At 44.7% G+C, this 16,884-nt stretch carries 18 protein-coding genes; 15 read left to right on the forward strand and 3 right to left on the reverse strand.

Annotation, left to right across the window (positions count from 1 at the left end):
• The first annotated feature begins 286 nt into the window (after nt 1-286).
• Complete coding sequence (locus tag DYD21_RS18390) at nt 287-2,485, forward strand: carbohydrate binding family 9 domain-containing protein (RefSeq protein ID WP_116038472.1); 2,199 nt, start codon at nt 287-289, stop codon at nt 2,483-2,485.
• A gap of 36 nt (nt 2,486-2,521) precedes the next feature.
• A complete protein-coding gene (locus tag DYD21_RS18395) occupies nt 2,522-3,472 on the forward strand; it encodes a sulfite exporter TauE/SafE family protein (RefSeq protein ID WP_116038473.1) in 951 nt (316 codons plus the stop codon).
• Between the two features lie 427 nt (nt 3,473-3,899).
• Here the strand turns inward: DYD21_RS18395 and DYD21_RS18400 are convergent, their stop codons facing one another.
• Nucleotides 3,900-4,697: an alpha/beta fold hydrolase gene (locus DYD21_RS18400; RefSeq protein WP_116038474.1), complete on the reverse strand. Its 798-nt coding sequence runs from the start codon at nt 4,695-4,697 to the stop codon at nt 3,900-3,902.
• 66 nt (nt 4,698-4,763) lie between these two features.
• On the opposite strand from DYD21_RS18400, the gene DYD21_RS18405 reads away from it, so the two are divergent.
• The 6 genes from DYD21_RS18405 (at nt 4,764) to DYD21_RS18430 (ending at nt 8,586) form a co-directional block, all read left to right on the forward strand.
• On the forward strand, nt 4,764-5,288 hold the full coding sequence (locus tag DYD21_RS18405) for a ComEA family DNA-binding protein (RefSeq protein ID WP_116038475.1): 525 nt from the start codon (nt 4,764-4,766) through the stop codon (nt 5,286-5,288).
• Between the two features lie 77 nt (nt 5,289-5,365).
• A complete protein-coding gene (locus tag DYD21_RS18410) occupies nt 5,366-6,913 on the forward strand; it encodes a response regulator (RefSeq protein ID WP_116038476.1) in 1,548 nt (515 codons plus the stop codon).
• 3 nt (nt 6,914-6,916) lie between these two features.
• Nucleotides 6,917-7,330 (forward strand): tRNA (adenosine(37)-N6)-threonylcarbamoyltransferase complex ATPase subunit type 1 TsaE, encoded by a 414-nt coding sequence (gene tsaE, locus DYD21_RS18415; RefSeq protein WP_116038477.1) that lies wholly within the window; start codon nt 6,917-6,919, stop codon nt 7,328-7,330.
• A 29-nt stretch (nt 7,331-7,359) separates the two neighbouring features.
• Nucleotides 7,360-7,644: a hypothetical protein gene (locus tag DYD21_RS18420; RefSeq protein ID WP_116038478.1), complete on the forward strand. Its 285-nt coding sequence runs from the start codon at nt 7,360-7,362 to the stop codon at nt 7,642-7,644.
• A gap of 188 nt (nt 7,645-7,832) precedes the next feature.
• On the forward strand, nt 7,833-8,234 hold the full coding sequence (locus tag DYD21_RS18425) for a hypothetical protein (RefSeq protein ID WP_116038479.1): 402 nt from the start codon (nt 7,833-7,835) through the stop codon (nt 8,232-8,234).
• Nucleotides 8,212-8,586: a helix-turn-helix transcriptional regulator gene (locus DYD21_RS18430; protein WP_116038480.1), complete on the forward strand. Its 375-nt coding sequence runs from the start codon at nt 8,212-8,214 to the stop codon at nt 8,584-8,586. The genes DYD21_RS18425 and DYD21_RS18430 overlap by 23 nt, the downstream gene beginning before the upstream one ends.
• 177 nt (nt 8,587-8,763) lie before the next feature.
• On the opposite strand, the gene DYD21_RS18435 is transcribed toward DYD21_RS18430, so the two are convergent.
• Nucleotides 8,764-10,203, reverse strand: a complete 1,440-nt coding sequence (locus tag DYD21_RS18435; protein ID WP_158607367.1) for a sodium:solute symporter — start codon at nt 10,201-10,203, stop codon at nt 8,764-8,766.
• 5 nt (nt 10,204-10,208) lie between these two features.
• Nucleotides 10,209-10,847, reverse strand: coding sequence for a thiamine diphosphokinase (locus DYD21_RS18440; RefSeq protein ID WP_158607368.1), 639 nt, complete (start codon nt 10,845-10,847; stop codon nt 10,209-10,211).
• A 112-nt stretch (nt 10,848-10,959) separates the two neighbouring features.
• Between DYD21_RS18440 and DYD21_RS18445 the strand changes: the two genes are divergently transcribed.
• The 7 genes from DYD21_RS18445 (at nt 10,960) to DYD21_RS18475 (ending at nt 16,882) form a co-directional block, all read left to right on the forward strand.
• Nucleotides 10,960-11,958 (forward strand): bifunctional oligoribonuclease/PAP phosphatase NrnA, encoded by a 999-nt coding sequence (locus DYD21_RS18445; RefSeq protein WP_116038483.1) that lies wholly within the window; start codon nt 10,960-10,962, stop codon nt 11,956-11,958.
• Nucleotides 11,936-13,156, forward strand: a complete 1,221-nt coding sequence (locus tag DYD21_RS18450) for a S1C family serine protease (RefSeq protein WP_233505584.1) — start codon at nt 11,936-11,938, stop codon at nt 13,154-13,156. Before DYD21_RS18445 ends, DYD21_RS18450 begins: the two co-directional genes overlap by 23 nt.
• A 409-nt stretch (nt 13,157-13,565) precedes the next feature.
• Nucleotides 13,566-14,585 (forward strand): RluA family pseudouridine synthase, encoded by a 1,020-nt coding sequence (locus DYD21_RS18455; protein WP_116038484.1) that lies wholly within the window; start codon nt 13,566-13,568, stop codon nt 14,583-14,585.
• A 10-nt stretch (nt 14,586-14,595) separates the two neighbouring features.
• Nucleotides 14,596-14,934, forward strand: a complete 339-nt coding sequence (gene gldC / locus DYD21_RS18460) for a gliding motility protein GldC (RefSeq protein WP_116038485.1) — start codon at nt 14,596-14,598, stop codon at nt 14,932-14,934.
• Between the two features lie 89 nt (nt 14,935-15,023).
• Nucleotides 15,024-15,983: an acetyl-CoA carboxylase carboxyltransferase subunit alpha gene (locus DYD21_RS18465; protein WP_116038486.1), complete on the forward strand. Its 960-nt coding sequence runs from the start codon at nt 15,024-15,026 to the stop codon at nt 15,981-15,983.
• Between the two features lie 12 nt (nt 15,984-15,995).
• Nucleotides 15,996-16,427 (forward strand): thioesterase family protein, encoded by a 432-nt coding sequence (locus DYD21_RS18470; protein WP_116038487.1) that lies wholly within the window; start codon nt 15,996-15,998, stop codon nt 16,425-16,427.
• Nucleotides 16,424-16,882: a DUF2085 domain-containing protein gene (locus DYD21_RS18475; protein WP_116038488.1), complete on the forward strand. Its 459-nt coding sequence runs from the start codon at nt 16,424-16,426 to the stop codon at nt 16,880-16,882. The genes DYD21_RS18470 and DYD21_RS18475 overlap by 4 nt, the downstream gene beginning before the upstream one ends.
• Nucleotides 16,883-16,884 lie beyond the last annotated feature (2 nt).

Here is a 16,884-nt window from a genome sequence, read left to right on the forward strand (position 1 = left end):
ATTGACGGTCATAACAAGCCTGACAATTGTCATTCAAAAATTATTCTGAGCAGAAGCCCCACCATTTTTTCTTCTCTTGATTAGACAACACCCATAACATAAATAATATCAATTCTATTTATTGATATTAGCCTTTTATGTCAATATCAATACGAGCCGATATTTTTATATAAAAATGACATCACCCACTTGTTACCTAACAATGCATCATTTATATTCTTTAAAAATTGTAAATAAGCGAACATGTTAGCAAAAGTTATGAATCTGGAAATTTTTAAATCTTAAGATGATTTCTGCAATTCCAGGGTTGCTGTTTATTTTTCTGATTCCACAAACTGCTCTGAATATAAATGACCCAATATATCTGACCCGAATCACCAGTCCGATAGTGATTGATGGTCATGTGGATGAACCCGCATGGGATGCCATCGACCCGGTTCCAATGGTGTCTTATGATCCGGTTTCCGGGCTGCCTCCATCCGAGCCAACTGAAATCCGCATCGGTTACGATGACTATTATATCTATGCATCTATCCGGGCGTATGACTCCAACCCCTCTGGCATTCGGGCTAATACACTTACCCGTGATCGCCTCAGCGGAGATGATGTTTTTCACATCCTGCTGGATACGTATAATGATAATGAGTCGGCCATGGCTTTTACCATCACACCTACCGGGGCCAAACGGGATGCAACCATCTCGAACGATGGTGAAGGCCCGCGAGCCATGAATGCAGACTTCATGACCTACTGGGATGTTGCCACACACTTTAATGATGAAGGCTGGTTTGCTGAGGTCCGCATCCCCTTTTCCAGCCTCGGTTTTCAGGATGATAACGGCCGGGTGGAAATGGGAATCTTATTTCAGCGGGGAATTGCAAGAAAGAACGAGCGGGTAACTTTTCCTGAAGTACCAGCCAATGTTTCAAGGCCATTTTTCAAACCATCGTTAGGCCAGCGAATTGTTTTTGAGGGAATCTACAGCAGTCGTCCGTTGCACTTTACGCCCTACCTGCTCGGTGGACTGGAACAAAATTACCGCATCAATGAAGATCAAGCCGGCTTTTCAAGAATTGATGATACTACACTGGAAGCCGGTTTTGACATTAAATATGGCATTACGAACAACCTTACACTCGACCTGACAGTAAACACCGACTTCGCCCAGGTTGAAGCGGATGATCAACAGGTCAACCTAACACGTTTCAATCTTTTTTTCCCGGAAAAGCGCCAGTTCTTTCAGGAACGGTCCGGTATTTTTGAATTTAACACGGGCGAAAACGGATGCCTGTTTCACAGCCGGAGAATCGGGCTGAGCAGCACAGGCGAACAAGTTCGTATTCTTGGCGGCGGACGCCTGACCGGCAGGGTTGGGTCCTGGGATATCGGCCTTCTCAACATGCAAACCGACCGATATCAAAACATCGACACGGAAAATTTTGGTGTACTCAGGTTGCGCCGCGAACTCTTCAATCCTTATTCGTTTGCAGGTGCAATGGCCACTTCACGAATCAATTCTGAAGGATACTACAATCTTGGCCTCGGTGCAGATGGGAATATCCGTTTCCGGGGGGATGATTACCTATCCTATGTTTGGGCATTCACTATGGATGAACAAGTGGGCAGACAATCGCTTACAGATGCTTCAAAATTGCGAATCCATGTTGAGCGAAGGTCCCGCAGGGGATTTTCCTACGAAACCACGGCCGGCTACTCCGGCGAAACGTATAATCCCGGAATGGGTTTTGTTCCCAGAAGCAACTACTACATGGCCGCCCAGGCTTTGCGATATGGCTGGCTGCCTGGCAGTCAGTCTTCCCTGCTTTGGCATTCAATACAGGTTGAAGGAGAAGCCTACTGGAATGCTACCACCAACAGCCCGGAAACCATTGAGTTTGGCCCGTCATGGTCAGCAACCACAAGGCTGGGGGCTTCGTTTAACGCCTCTGCAACCTGGTACTATGAAGCTGTGCCATTCAATTTCCGGCTTCTGGGAAGCACCACCATCGAAGAAGGTACCTATGAATTTTTCCGGGGTATGGTTAGCTACCAGATGCCATCTACCCGACTATTCAGAACACGGTTTGAAGTGGATGCGGGCACATTTTACAACGGCCGGCTGATCACTACGCGAATTGCACCCACCTGGAATGTATCTCGCCATCTGGAACTGGAAGCCTCCTACCTCTACAACCTGCTGGATGCCGGCACAGAAAAAGACTGGTTTTCTGTGCATGTTGCCCAGCTTCGGATGCGTACAGCCCTGAACACCCGGCTCTCTACAAATGCATTTTTTCAATTTAACTCATCTGCCAATGGGGTTACGGCAAATGTTCGATTCAGATATAACTTCCGGGATGGCAATGATTTTTGGATTGTATTCAACGAAGCAATAAACACCAACCGGGACAGGGTACTGCCAGTACTCCCGAGATTAAACACCAGAACGTTGATGGTAAAATACACGCACACCTTTCACCGGTAACATGATCGCATAATCAAAACAAAAAAAACCATAACTATGGACAATCACACTTCGATCTATTCAGATCCATTTCTCGAACATTACAAAACCGCCAGGCGGCTATTTTGGGGTATAGGCATCATGCTACTTGGTATAATCATTGCCGGATTCTGGAACTTCCACCTCGTGGATGGTTTCGGGCGGGACTTTATTGCCGGTCGAACCATCGGAGATACCGGACTTCTTGCCGATACATATGGTGAACGGGGTGGTGGTTTTGGATTTGTATTTGCTGCTATTGCCGGGCTTGCAGCCACCTTCACGGCCTGCAATTGTGTGGCCTTTGCGATGATTCCCGGGCTGGCCTGTTCTACCGATAAACAAGCAACAAGAAAAACAGCCATCCGGGCTATCATAGCATTTACACTGCCGGTTTTGGCAATCGGCGCTGCTTATGGCGTGTTTGTTGGTTTCCTCGGATCGGACGGAGTTGCTGCCATAAATGAGCGTGCCGTACGCCTGGCACAAGCCCAGGCTGTTTTTTCCATCATCGGGGCAGTTATGATTTTTTGGGGATTGATTGAACTGGGTTATCTCAAATGGTTTACCAAACACGTAAGCCCGTTAACCCGGGAATTCTTCAGCTCTTCAATTGCTAAAGCCGGTCTGATGGGTGTCTTGGTCGGCCTTTTTGCAGTGGGAAGACCCTTTCCGGTATTCCGTGAATTTATGACCTACGCTGCCGCAGCGGATAGCCCTGCCTATGGTGCTGCAGTAATGACCATGCATGGCTTGGGGCAGATCGCCGTACTGCTTGGCTTATTCTTCCTGCTTGTATGGCTTGCCGGTGACATGATGGTAAACTGGGCAACGGAAAAACCGTGGCAGCCACGGATGGTTACAGCCCTGGCTCTGCTTGGTGGTGGCGCCTACTTCGTATTCTATTGGGGCATAGCATTTATCTATGATGTAGGCCGTTGGGGATTTAAGCTGGGTTGGTACGGGTGAACAGTTTTGATGGGTTTTTCCGGCACGTCGATGAATCTTCTTTTTTTTGAGCGACTCTGCGGTTAATTCCACGCTAATATGCAAAAAAAAATGACTCGCAAAATGCTGCTTTATGCTCACATCTATCATCCCCAGTGATGTAAGGGATACGAAGCCGGAGAAGAAAATGATGACACAGAAATTGTTGAACGCGGTGGATACACCGGATGAACCTATAACCTGATTTCTATTAGACTACTCTTGAGTTGCAGCAAATCTACCTGTTATTCCCGGATCTGCCGCTGCCGATAGAAAAAAGCTGACGGGGACTATCCCTCGTCAGCAAAAGCATGACACACTTTAATGACCACCACTCCAATTGTACATTCCCTTTTTATACTGGGTGGTATAGCCAACGTTTTTCCATGTATTTTTTAGTAGTTCAACCTCATCCTTCCAGATACGCCCGTGAAATAGCTGTGAACTTAGCTGGCTGATCCAGAAAAGCGTAATGACCTGCGTTTTCAATCTCAACAAGGGCACTATTCTTTAATCCTTTCTCCAGCCGCCTGGCCTGGTCCATCGGTGTGGCATCATCGTCCGTTCCCCAAAGCAGCAGAATTTCATCAGGAATCTCATCAAGCCTGTCATCAAAAAACTCAGTGACTGACTTCACGAAGGTCTCCCTCATAACCCCCGAAAGTTTACTGTAATCGGATGATCCGAGTGATTTCCAGAGTGCTGTGTTGCGCAGGCGGTTCATCCAGGTCTCTCGTTTTGATGGAATGACCAGCTTCACGGGAAGTTTCAGCAGTTTCGCCGTGATTCTTTTGACATGAAATTTCAGGGAGCGTTTTGGTTTTAGTCCCGCACCGCCTGTTATGATGACTTTTTCAATCTGCAGAGTTCTTTTTTGTTCACTTAACAGTTTTAAAATGATACGCCCGCCAAAAGAGTGCACAAGATAATCGACAGGCTGATTCGGAAATTCATTTCTTACCAGAGATGAAACCATGTCAGCGTAATCGCCGATTCCCCACGCCTCAGGCGGTTCAGGAGATTTTCCAAATCCCGGCAGATCCACCAACACACAATTACGAATGCCTGAAAGTTTATCGGCCGCAGGTTTCATCACGTCACTACTGCTCCCCCATCCATGTAAAATGATAAGCGGTTTCCCTTCCCCTTTTTGGTACCAGGTAGTCTCTGCACCATTATACTGAAAACGTTTAGAAATAAATTCCATGAAATATGTAAGGCATGTTCGATTTTATGATCATAAAAGTACGGATGAACTATTAAGGAGGAAACTATGAAACGAAAACTATTTTTTTGGATCGATAAACTGAAAATAAAACGCAGTGAACGAATTATGCTTTCGGTATGCATGATATCTGCCCTGATATTAAGCGGTGCGCTTCTTTTCATCGATTTTTCACATGCACCGGATGAGTACGATTACAGTGAGCTGGAGGAACTGTTTCGTGAACGGTCAAAACAACAAAAACAGGAACACGATATGATTATGGCCCGGTATGGTGGCGAACCTGCTTTGACAGATACGATGGAACCAGAAGAGAATGTGGTGCAGGAAAACGTAAAAAGCTATGAAATACCGGAACCTGAGGTAACGGTTGCCGATACAACTCGTATTAATGTTAACACTGCAAATTCAGAAGAACTGCAACAGCTTCCCGGAATCGGACCAGCATACGCCTCCAGGATTGTTGAATGGCGGCAGGAAAATGGAAAATTCCAGACGGTAGAGCAGCTTCTTGAAATAAGGGGTATCGGACCGGCAAGGCTCGAAAACATCAGACATCTCGTTGAGCTTTAATTTTCTGAGAAACTTCCAATAGCAGGCTTCTTTCACTATTTTTAGACCAACCGAAGACAAACCGAGGAAAAAAGAAGATGCCAAATCAAATATTATGGGCTGATGATGAAATTGATCAGCTGAAATCGCACATTATTTTTTTAAAGAATAAGGGATTCGAAATTACCCCGGTTACCAATGGGGAAGATGCGGTTTCGATGATCAAAGAAAATGTTTTCGACCTTGTTTTCCTGGATGAACAGATGCCAGGAATGGATGGTTTGGCAACGCTTGAACAAATTCAAAACCTGCAGCCGTCACTTCCCGTGGTGATGATTACCAAAAGTGAGGAAGAGTCGATCATGGAGGATGCTATCGGCAGCAAAATTGCCGATTACCTCATCAAGCCGGTGAATCCAAACCAGATTCTTCTCTCAATCAAACGAACTCTCGACAAAAAGCGGATTGAGAATGAAAAATCTGCTCAGTCGTATCTGAAAAACTTCAATGAGCTCTCCTCGCGTTTTAATGAACAAACGGACTGGAAGGGCTGGATTGATATCTATCGTACGCTCACACACTGGGAGATGAACCTTGAAAACAGCGATCAGGGACTACAGCAGGTACTACAGGATCAGTTTCAGCAGGCGAATCAGGCGTTTGGACGGTTTGTAGAGCTTGAGTATAAATCGTGGCTGACGCGCGAACCGGAGGACCGGCCGATGCTGAGCCCCGACCTGTTGAAAAAGAAAGTATTTCCAAGACTATCAGATGACGAAACGGTCGTGTTCTTTTTGATCGATTGTATGCGTTACGATCAGTGGGTACTTTTCGAAAGAATACTTACCGAGTATTTCTCAATCGAGACCGATTTCTATTACTCCATACTTCCCACAGCAACACCTTATTCAAGAAATTCGATTTTTTCAGGACTCTATCCGCTTGAAATAAAAAACCGTCACCCACAGCTCTGGGAGATGGGCCAGGATGAAAGTTCGCTCAATCAGCATGAAGAAGAACTGCTTGAAAAGTATCTCGCACGAAATCATCTGTCAAAGCCATTTAAATATGAGAAAGTAGTTCGGCCGGAAGATGGGAAACGGATTGCAGATAAAATGTCGAACTACACTCAGAACCCGTTTACATCGATCGTTTACAATTTTGTGGATACCCTGGTTCACAGCCGGTCTGATTCGGACGTATTAAAACAGCTTTCACCCGATGTGCCGGCATTTCGGTCACTCACAGAGTCATGGTTTCAGCACTCCTCGCTGCTCCAGATGTTTAAGGAGCTGGCAGATGAAGATGTAACCATTATCGTATCAACCGACCATGGCGCAGTTCGATCCATGCGCGATACAAAAGTGTTTGGAGATCGGGATGCAGCGACAAACCTGCGTTATAAGTATGGCCGCAATCTGAAAGCAGAAGAGAATGCCGCAATATTTATCGATAAACCGGAAGAGTATTTTCTGCCGGTTCCCCGCCATGCAAACAGTTTTATCATTGCTAAAGAGGATTATTACTTCGTTTATCCCACTAATTACAACAAGTTTCAGAATCTTTACAAAGATACCTTTCAGCACGGCGGTGCCTCAATGGAGGAGATGATTCTGCCTGTAGCCACACTCAAACCCCGCGGCTGATAGATGGAAAAAATTGTCTGCTGCAGTGAACAGGAAACGATGAAGGCTGCCCGCTCGTTTGGTGAGGGGTGCACCTCCGGCGATACTATTTGTCTGAAAGGCGAACTCGGTGCCGGGAAAACGCACTTTGTGAAAGGTTTTGTCCAGGCTTTCGGGCTCACACCCGATGTGGTGACGAGCCCCACATTTTCCATAATTAATGAGTATAATGGGGACTTACCTGTATACCATTTCGATTGCTACAGACTCGAACATGTGCAGGAAGCCCTTGAAATTGGAGCAGAAGAATATTTATATGGGGATGGCGTTTCCATTATCGAATGGCCGGAACGTATTGAACCGATTCTTCCCGCCGATGTTAAGTGGATCGAAATTATCGCGATAAATAGTACAGAACGGCAGATTTCTTTTTTTTGATTTGTACCCCGATGCAGAATTAGACACAGATGTCAACAAAAAAACGACGACTTTCATACAGACTGGACTTGCTACCGGTAATACTACCCTATCACAGGAGAGCTGTAAATATCGTGCAAATCGGTGACCTGGTGTATTACGGACCTTCTCCGGAATATTACGGAATCGGGGAAGTTGTGGAGATTAGTGACAATTATAGTATTGTGGATTTCAGGGGAACAGGGCTGCTCGGAATACAAAAAGATGTTTTTGCCAATAAGTATATCATTCCCATTCATAAACTCAATCTGGGAAATATTCTGAAATCGACCTGAGGATTGTACAGGTTGTTTTTTTGTTCAGTAGTATTTTCACTTCCATGCTTTGAAGCAATACAGGAATCTTCAATTCGCCCGTCCTGAATGAAGCGGTCAAAAGTAATCATGATGTCTCTAAAATACGATATTCCGTCTTTGGCACGTAATCTTGAGAAATTGGAAAATATTAAGCAATAGCTTAACTTTTGAAACGTAACGCAATTATAATAAAAGAATCTTTTGACGGCAGCCGCTCTGTTGCCGTTGACGAAGATAATGCTGAGGAATTGCTGAATTTCTTTCGGCAGGATAACCGGTATAAAAAGAAATTTAATCATATTTGTGAGTTAATATTAGGCAATCATGTCAACCGTGAGCTTTACGACAAAGAAGAACCCGATGATAAGAGTAAAGGCGTAAGGGCAATGAAGTTTTTTAAAGGTCAGGAAAACGCCAGGGTATACTGTAAGGAGATAAATACTTCAGATAAAACTTGTGTTATTGTAGCAGCAGAAGTGCTAAAAAGAAAAAAACAGACCAAACTGACACACAAAGAAATTAACATCATACACCGGGTAGCAAGTTATGAGTACGAAACAATCAAATAGAGTGGAAAATATCCGAAGTGAATTTCAAAAATTGTTTGAAAAATCACCGGAAGAACATGTAGAAGACCGGGCACAGATGCTTTCCTATATGTTTCTGAGTGAAGCCCAAAAAACAATGGATCGAAAAGGCTGGACCCGAAAGCGGCTGGCGGATGAAATCGGTACATCTGCCAGTTATCTCACTCAGCTCTTTCGGGGCGACCGGCTGCTGAATTTTAAAACGGTTGCGAAGATAGAAGTTGCATTGGGATTCCGGTTTGAAGTGAATGTTGACAGTTCCGCAGAGGGATTCATTGAATATTCTGAAAAGGAAGATGTAGAATTGGAACAACCTCAAGTGAATGAATCATAATTTTAACAGGATTAAAGTTGACTTGACACTAATTTCAATGTCGTTCGGTTCGCTGAACCGAGAGGATTCACTATTCAAACGACCAATCAAAGTTCAGAACGATTCGTTAACCAAAAAAACGGATAGGTCGGCGGCTTTTTACTCTATTTCGTAATAGAGTTCAGATTAGATGGTAGATCACTTCTCATCAATTAAATCACCACCGTATAAATCACTTTCAGTCTTCCCATTTTTAGCTCGCCCAATAAGCCAGATCACAAATGCCACAAAGAGTCCGGGGTAAAACGGTTCAACTCCCATATAAAGATATCCTTCTCCTCCGGCCGGGAAATAAGTTCCGAGAATGAGCCAGGTGAGTGATATCAGAATCGGAATTACCAGGGCAGGAAGTGCAAATACCGTTCGAAGCTGAAATATCGGAAGATAGATTCCCAGTACCGGAATCAGTAATCCGGGTATGCAGACCGATCCAATGACATACCAAAGGTCGATAACGCTGGGATAGAGAATTGTGAGTATGATTCCAATTACCGCAGATATCAGGATTCCGGCGCGGGTCAGCCAGTTTGGGTTGATCGATGGCAGATATTTTTTCAGGTAATCACGTCCCAGGGTTTGACCAGAGATAAAGAGGTAACTGTCGAGAGTAGACATGATGGTGGCCAGCAGGGTTACGAAAAAGAGCCCCTTCAGGCCGATAGGCAGAAGTTGATCCGCAAGCACAGGATAAGATAAAATCGGGTTTTCCAGGCCTCCGCCAAGTATTGCAAAAGCGTATAACCCGGTAAAACAGGTAAGAAAATCGAAGAAGGTCCAGAACCCGATGGAGATAAAAATTCCTTTCTTAGCAGTTTCAGGAGATTCCGCCGCCGCCGCCCGCTGATGAAAACTGGGATCCACAAACGTCCAGAGTGCAATAAAAAACCACACCAATATATATTGCCAGCTGAAACCGCCGGTGAAATCGGTATGCAGATCAGGAAGTTCGGAAAAAAGCAGGCCGACTCCGCCAAACTCTGCAACAGCAAATAAGAGGAGCATTCCAAAGCCGCTGAACATCAGCACAATTTGCAATATATCGGTGCGAATCACCGCCCCGAAACCACCAATCGTGATATAGAGAACGGAGAACAAGGCAACCAGCGAGGCATACATCAAATAGGGTACATCTCCGCCGATCATAAACTGAAAAAGTACTGCAAGCATTAAGATGTAAGGAGCCGGACTAACAAGAATGAAGATGGGCAATGCGCTCACACGCCCGGCAAGCGGTGTGTAGCGGTTGGCAATGGCTTCAGGGATAGTCAGCGCTTTGTTGAGACGGATTTTTCCGGCAAGTAATACCGCAAAAATGGCTGAAAAGAGATAAAACGGAAGGCCAAAAATAAGCCACATCGAAATACCAAACTGGTAGCTGAACTCCCCGACACCCAAAATTCCGCCATACCAGGTTGAGACCAGTGTGGCAACAAATGCAGGGATTGTAACTTTACGCCCGCTTAAAAGAAATTCTTCTTCCGACTCATCACTCCATCCTTTTTTCCAGCTCAGCCAGATCAGAAAAAAGAAATAAAGGAGAATGAGAATCCAGTCGATGGAAAATAGTGTTGCTGACACAGCAATTAATCGGTTTGATGATTAATAAAAAGGAGGAGATCACCGGATTCGTACGTTATCACAACCTGGTCTGAAACCGATTCGTTGGACGTACCGTCGAATACCCCGTTTTCGAGTGAGTGGTTGTTCAATTTATACTTTAAACCGCTGCTGGAAATACCAGTCACTTTACCGGAAAGAGGGAAAAGGGAGATTTGTGTTCCCGGTGTAACCTGTTCGGTGTGTGGCGAATTGATCAGTTTTATATCACAAAATTTATCTCTGAAAACCAGGGTATTGAACTGGTTGTGAAATTGTTTCATAACGGAGAGATTTTTTACGGTATGATCCAGTCGCTGCCCGGTTGCGCCAAAAACCAGCACGTTTTCAACTTCAAGTTGTGTGATATGATTCAATGCTTTTTCCAGATCATTAATGTTTTGATCGGGTTTGTGCAGAACAGGTACGGTAACCGTATCAGGCTGATGAAAACTGTCTAAATCACCAATAATTATATCAGGAAGAAGGTTATATTGGAGTGCAATGTTACCTCCGCCGTCAGCGGCAATGAACAGGTCTGCCGTATCAATAGAGCGTTGCAGCTGCTCTTTCTCCGGTGGTTCTCCATTGCACAGTATTACCGCAAGATTTTTGCCAATTTTCATACTATCTGATCGTTTAAATGATCTTGTCGACCATTTACAAAAAAACATTTGACTCCTAATGATTGAACCATCATTTTAACAGGCTATTTTTCATGCTAAGGATAAAGAATTTATGTTTAAAGAGTTCATCAAAAACGTAAAGAAGTATAGCCGCGTTGGCGTGTTTTCACATATCCGGCCAGACGGGGATTGCATAGGTTCTCAGGTTGCGCTCAGTATATGGCTGCAAAAAAATGGAATTGAAGTTATTGCTTTTAATGATGACGATATTTCGGAAAACCTGATTTGGCTTACAAACTACTTTCCGGTAAAAAAAGCAACAAAGGAGAATACAGATGCCTGCGACCTGTTTATTGTAGTGGATGGAAACGCCCCGCACCGTTTTGGTTCCTATGAAGATTGGCAAAAAGAGAAACGGCGACCGGTTTTTATGATCGATCACCACCCGAATCCTGAAGACGAATTTGATCTGAGCATTTCTGTTGATGATGCTTCATCAACATGCGAGCTTATTTATAACTTGTTCAAAGAGCATGATATCGATCAGATTGATGAAAATGTTGCCAAAGCGCTCTATACCGGTTTGATTACGGATACCGGCTCCCTGCAGTTTGATAGTGTGAAACCGGAAACGATGGATGCCGCTGCTGAACTGTTGCGAAGAGGGGAATTTAAACCAAACCTCGTGGCTGAGCGCGTGTTTTCTAACCAGACACTGCCCCAGCTGCAGCTTTTGAGTTTATCACTCGGCACAGTTCAGCTTTTTGAAAACAATCAGATTGCGGTGATGACCGTTACGAAAGAGATGCTTGATGATACAGGGACAACAAATGCCGATACGGGCGGATTTGTAAATTACCCTCTGAGTATTACCGGGATTAAAGCCGCAATTTTATTGAAAGATCTGGATGATGACGGCGTTAAAATGAGCCTGCGATCGAAAAGTGACGTGGATGTGAACATATGGGCCCGCGAACTGGGTGGCGGTGGTCATAAAAAAGCTGCCGGGGCATGGCATCCGGGGCCCCTTGAGAAAGCGATCAGCGAAACCGTACAGATAGGGTCTAAACAGATTCAAAAACTCGAACTTGAAGAAGAAAGTACTATATAACCTGCTGCTGATTCTACCACTCCTGTTGCTGATGCAATGCGTTTCAGAGAGTGAAAACAGCAGCACAGCCAACGGGGATGAGCCGTTTTCAGCAGCCTTCGTTGAAGAAAATTCAGGCAACTCATCTGCCAATGAAAACGGGGCAGAAGCAGATATCGAAGAACGAATTCACAATAGCCGGGATAACGCGATTACGGCTGCAGTTGAAAAGGCGAGTAACTCTGTGGTGAGTATTATGGTGTCTGCCGTGGTCGACAGGCCGGTCCACCCGTATGACGAACTGTTCAGGCACTTCTTTGGCGACCGGCTCCAGCGCGATAATGCAAGAATCGGGTCGGGATTTATTATTAGTGATGACGGGCTTGTTGTGACCAATCAGCATGTAGTTGGGAATAATCCTACGGAGATTGTGATCTCAACAACATATGGAAATACGTATGTCGCTGAACTGATCGGCAGTGACGAACTTACCGATATAGCACTTCTTAAAATTCAGTCGGATGATCCGTTTCCTTTTGTTGAAATGAGTGATTCTGATGATGTGCGTGTTGGTGAGTGGGCCATAGCTCTCGGAAATCCATTTGGACTATTTGAAGACGGTAAACCAACGGTTACAGTTGGTGTGGTAAGTGCTATGAACCGCGATTTTCGTCCCGATCCGTCCAATCCGCGGGTCTACCTGGACATGATTCAAACCGATGCTTCCATCAACAGTGGTAACTCCGGTGGCCCGCTCCTGAACAGCAACGGAGAGGTTATCGGAATCAATACCTTTATCTACACTGGAGGCACTGGTGCGGGGTTCGTGGGGCTTGGATTTGCCATTCCGAGTAATCGTATCGACCGGATCATTACACAGCTTCTCACCAGCGGCAGCGTGATGCTGGACTACAATCCAGGGTTGAAGTTTACCAGTATGACAGAACAGCTCGTCTACCGGTACCGTCTTCCGTATGTGCAGGGCTTGCTTGTAACAGAGGTGAATAAAGATGGTCCCGCTTTTGAGAGCGGAATTATGCCGGGGGATATCATTCTTAGAATCGGGGGAGAACGTGTGGTAGGAGAAATGCACGCATGGGCTCTGCTCAGGGAGTATAACGAAGGGGATGAGATGGATATCGAACTACTTCGGGATAATAACCGCTATGAAACTGAAATATATCTCAGAAAAAGAATAACCGCAGAACAGACTGAATAAAAAGATTTCGATTTCTTGTGAAAATAGAAAAAGCCCCATCCAATAAATCAGGTTTGGATGGGGCCTTTATCTCTTGATATCCAATTTTGTATGCCTAAACAGTAACCTCAGCTTGACTATTTTGCTGCCTTAATCAATAGTCAGTTGTATGGTCCAAAATAAGCCAACTCCTTACACTTTTTTTTAAAAAAAATTTAAATCACTTTTAGAAACGTAATGTGCTTTTTGTATCAGCGTGGGTTCGTTTCTTAATTTAAGATCGTAAAAGCACACCGTAATACTGAATAAATGATTCTTTCTTCACTCTATAAATTCTTATTTTTTATGCTTTTCGATTGAATACTGGTTGCAGGAATATTTCCTGTTAGCCCCCGAATTCGGTCATTCATTACTTTACTATTTTTGAGCTATGCTTGCACAAAAAGAAAATAATACTACCACTGAATATCTGCTTGAAGTTCCTGATGGGCAGGATTCTGAAATCCGTTTGGATAAATACATCACTTCATTCATTCAGAATGCCACCCGAAATAAGGTGCAGAATGCGATTAAAGATGGCTACGTTTGGGTAAACGGGAAACATGAAAAACCGTCGTACCGAATGCAGCCTGGGGATAAAATTGAGATTAAACTTCCAAAACCACCGCCTCCGGAAGCTGAGCCTGAAAAAATGGATCTGGATATTGTGTATGAAGATGATGATCTCATCATCGTAAATAAACCGGTAGATATGGTGGTTCATCCCGCGTACGCAAACTGGACCGGCACCCTGGTGAACGGCCTTCTGTATCACACTCAGGAAAATTTATCAAGAACAGATGAGGAGACTCTTCGTCCGGGAATTGTCCATCGTCTCGATAAAAATACAAGCGGTCTTCTGGTTGTGGCAAAAAATGATGTTGCACACCAGAAACTCTCCAAACAGTTTGCTGAAAAAACAGCCGAACGAACCTACTGGACGATTGTCTGGGGCAATCCGCCTGATTCCGGAACCATCAGGGGAGATGTCGGCCGTTCGCCAAAAGACAGAAAAATTATGACGGTACGGCCAGATGGTGAAGGGAAAAGTGCGGTTACACATTTTGAAGTTATGGAGAGGTTTGACCATCTTGCACTGCTGAAGGTTAAACTTGAAACGGGGCGTACGCACCAAATCCGTGTTCATATGCAGTATGAAGGATATTACGTATTTGGAGATGTTACCTACGGCGGTGCTTCGGTTCGGTACGGGCCGAATACCGGAAGCCGTAAACAGATGTTTAACAATCTTTTTTCAATGATTACCGATCAGATGCTTCATGCAAAAACACTGGGGATTGTTCACCCCGGTACTGATGAATTTATGCAGTTCGAATCTGATCTGCCGCCAGAATTTGAACATGTGCTTGAGATGCTTAGAACAAATTGTAAACCCAATTTATCATATTAATCAGAAGTAAATGTCATCCAATAAAAAGAATATCAATATTGAAGTAGAACTGGATCAAAAAAACATCCCCACAAATATCAGGTGGAATGCAACCGATCTTGAAGGGTATGACGAGGCTTCCTGCCGTGCGATGCTTCTTGCATTGTGGGATCACAATCAAAAAGATACCCTTCGTCTGGATCTCTGGACCCGTGATATGACCGTGGATGAGATGAAAATATTTTTTCACCAAACCCTGGTAACCATGGCGGATACTCTTGAAAACGCCACCAATGATTCAAGAATCAGCGGTGACATGCGTGATTTTTGCGCCTATTTTGCAGAACGCATGGAAATAAAAGAGAAATAATAGTAGCCGGTAGTCTATTGGAACGGTAACGATTCGTATCTAAAGTACCTATATTCCGAACAGCCTGAAAATTTTAAAAAGTATATATCATGCAATATCTCGATTTTGAAAAACCGATAGCCGATCTTGAAGCTAAGATTGAAGAGCTTCAGGATCTTTCCGTAGGGGATGGAGTTTTGAAACCTGAAATTGATCGGCTGAGAAAAAAAGCAGAACAGCTGCGGGAGTCGATCTTTGCGAATCTTACCCGGTGGCAGCGTGTTCAGCTCGCACGGCATCCTGAGCGGCCTTACACACTGGACTACATTGAGCGGATTACCGAAGATTTTATTGAACTTCATGGGGATCGGTATTTCGGTGATGATCATGCGATCGTCGGCGGATTTGGTACGATTGATGGAAAATCTGTAATGATCATCGGTCATCAGAAAGGACGGGATACCAAAAACCGGCAGTACCGAAATTTCGGTATGGCAAATCCCGAAGGCTACAGAAAAGCGTATCGGCTAATGAAACTGGCTGAAAAATTTGATATTCCCATCATCACCCTGCTCGATACACCAGGGGCCTTTCCCGGACTTGAAGCAGAAGAACGCGGCCAGGCTGAAGCGATCGCAAAAAACCTGAAAATGATGGCTGGTCTCGAGGTTCCGATGATAAGCATCGTGATCGGAGAAGGAGCCAGCGGCGGTGCAATCGGAATTGGTATGGGAAATGAGGTATACATGATGGAGAACACATGGTACTCGGTCATTGCCCCGGAATCGTGTTCTTCTATTTTATGGAAAACCTGGGATTATAAAGAACAGGCAGCTGAAGCATTGAAGCCAACAGCGAAGGATCTGCTTGAGCTGAAAGTGATCGACGGCATCATTCCAGAACCCATTGGAGGTGCGCATCGGGATTATAACAAAGCTGCGGAAGCGGTGAAAGAATGCTGCCTGAAGAGTCTGAAGCGCCTTGGAAAACTTAGCGGTAATAAACTGGTAGATCAGCGTATAGAAAAATATGGCTCGATGGGAGTCTGGGCGACTGCCGGTGAATCGTAGCATAGTCCCTAAATGATTCAATTTCCTGATCGCCAGCCGATAATAAGCTCTACTCACACTCTGCGAAGCCGGTATGGCGAAACCGATCAGATGGGATATGTCTACTACGGGCGGTATCCTGAGTTCTTTGAAGTGGCCAGAACAGAAATGATGCGCGATGCCGGCCTTACATACCGAAAACTTGAAGAGGATGGCTTTATGCTTCCGGTAATCTCGATGGAAATTGATTACAGAAAACCGGTACTCTATGATGAAGAGATGCAAATTGAGGTAATGCTTTTTGACCGGCCACACATCAAACTGCACACCTACTACAGAATAACGACTTCGCGCAGCAGTAAACCTCATGTGAACGGTAAAGTGACTCTCTGTTTTGTGGATGCAGAGACACGAAAACCGGTTGAAGCACCAAACGCATTGATTGAAAGAATCAGAAAAGAATGAAACTTCTGCATCCTTTTCTATACCTCTTCGTATTAGCCGGCAGTCTGTTTATACTTGCAGTCTCTTTCGGGGAGATATTGTGGGGTGCTTCAGTCGGTTCAGGACCACACTGGAGTGAGCGAATGTTTGACGGGATCTGTCACCGGATACCCGACCGGACATACAGCTCAGGAAACCTGCTGATGGCAGTAAATACCCGCTGTTTTGGGGTATTCGCCGGAATGGCGGCCGGATTTATCCTGATGCCGCTCCTGAAGAAATTTACTGTAGGAAACAGATGGCCAATTTTATTACTTTTAGCAGCTGTGGCCGTACAGATTACAGATTACGCGGGAAACATGTTTGAGTTGTGGGAAAATACCAATCACTCCAGAGCAGTGCTGGGAAGTCTGCTGGGTCTTTCGGTTCCGTTGTCTGTATCAGAACTGTTTTATCAACGAAAAACTATAGAATAAAG

The organism is Rhodohalobacter sp. SW132 (genome assembly GCF_003390325.1).
In the GTDB taxonomy this organism is placed as follows: domain Bacteria; phylum Bacteroidota; class Rhodothermia; order Balneolales; family Balneolaceae; genus SW132.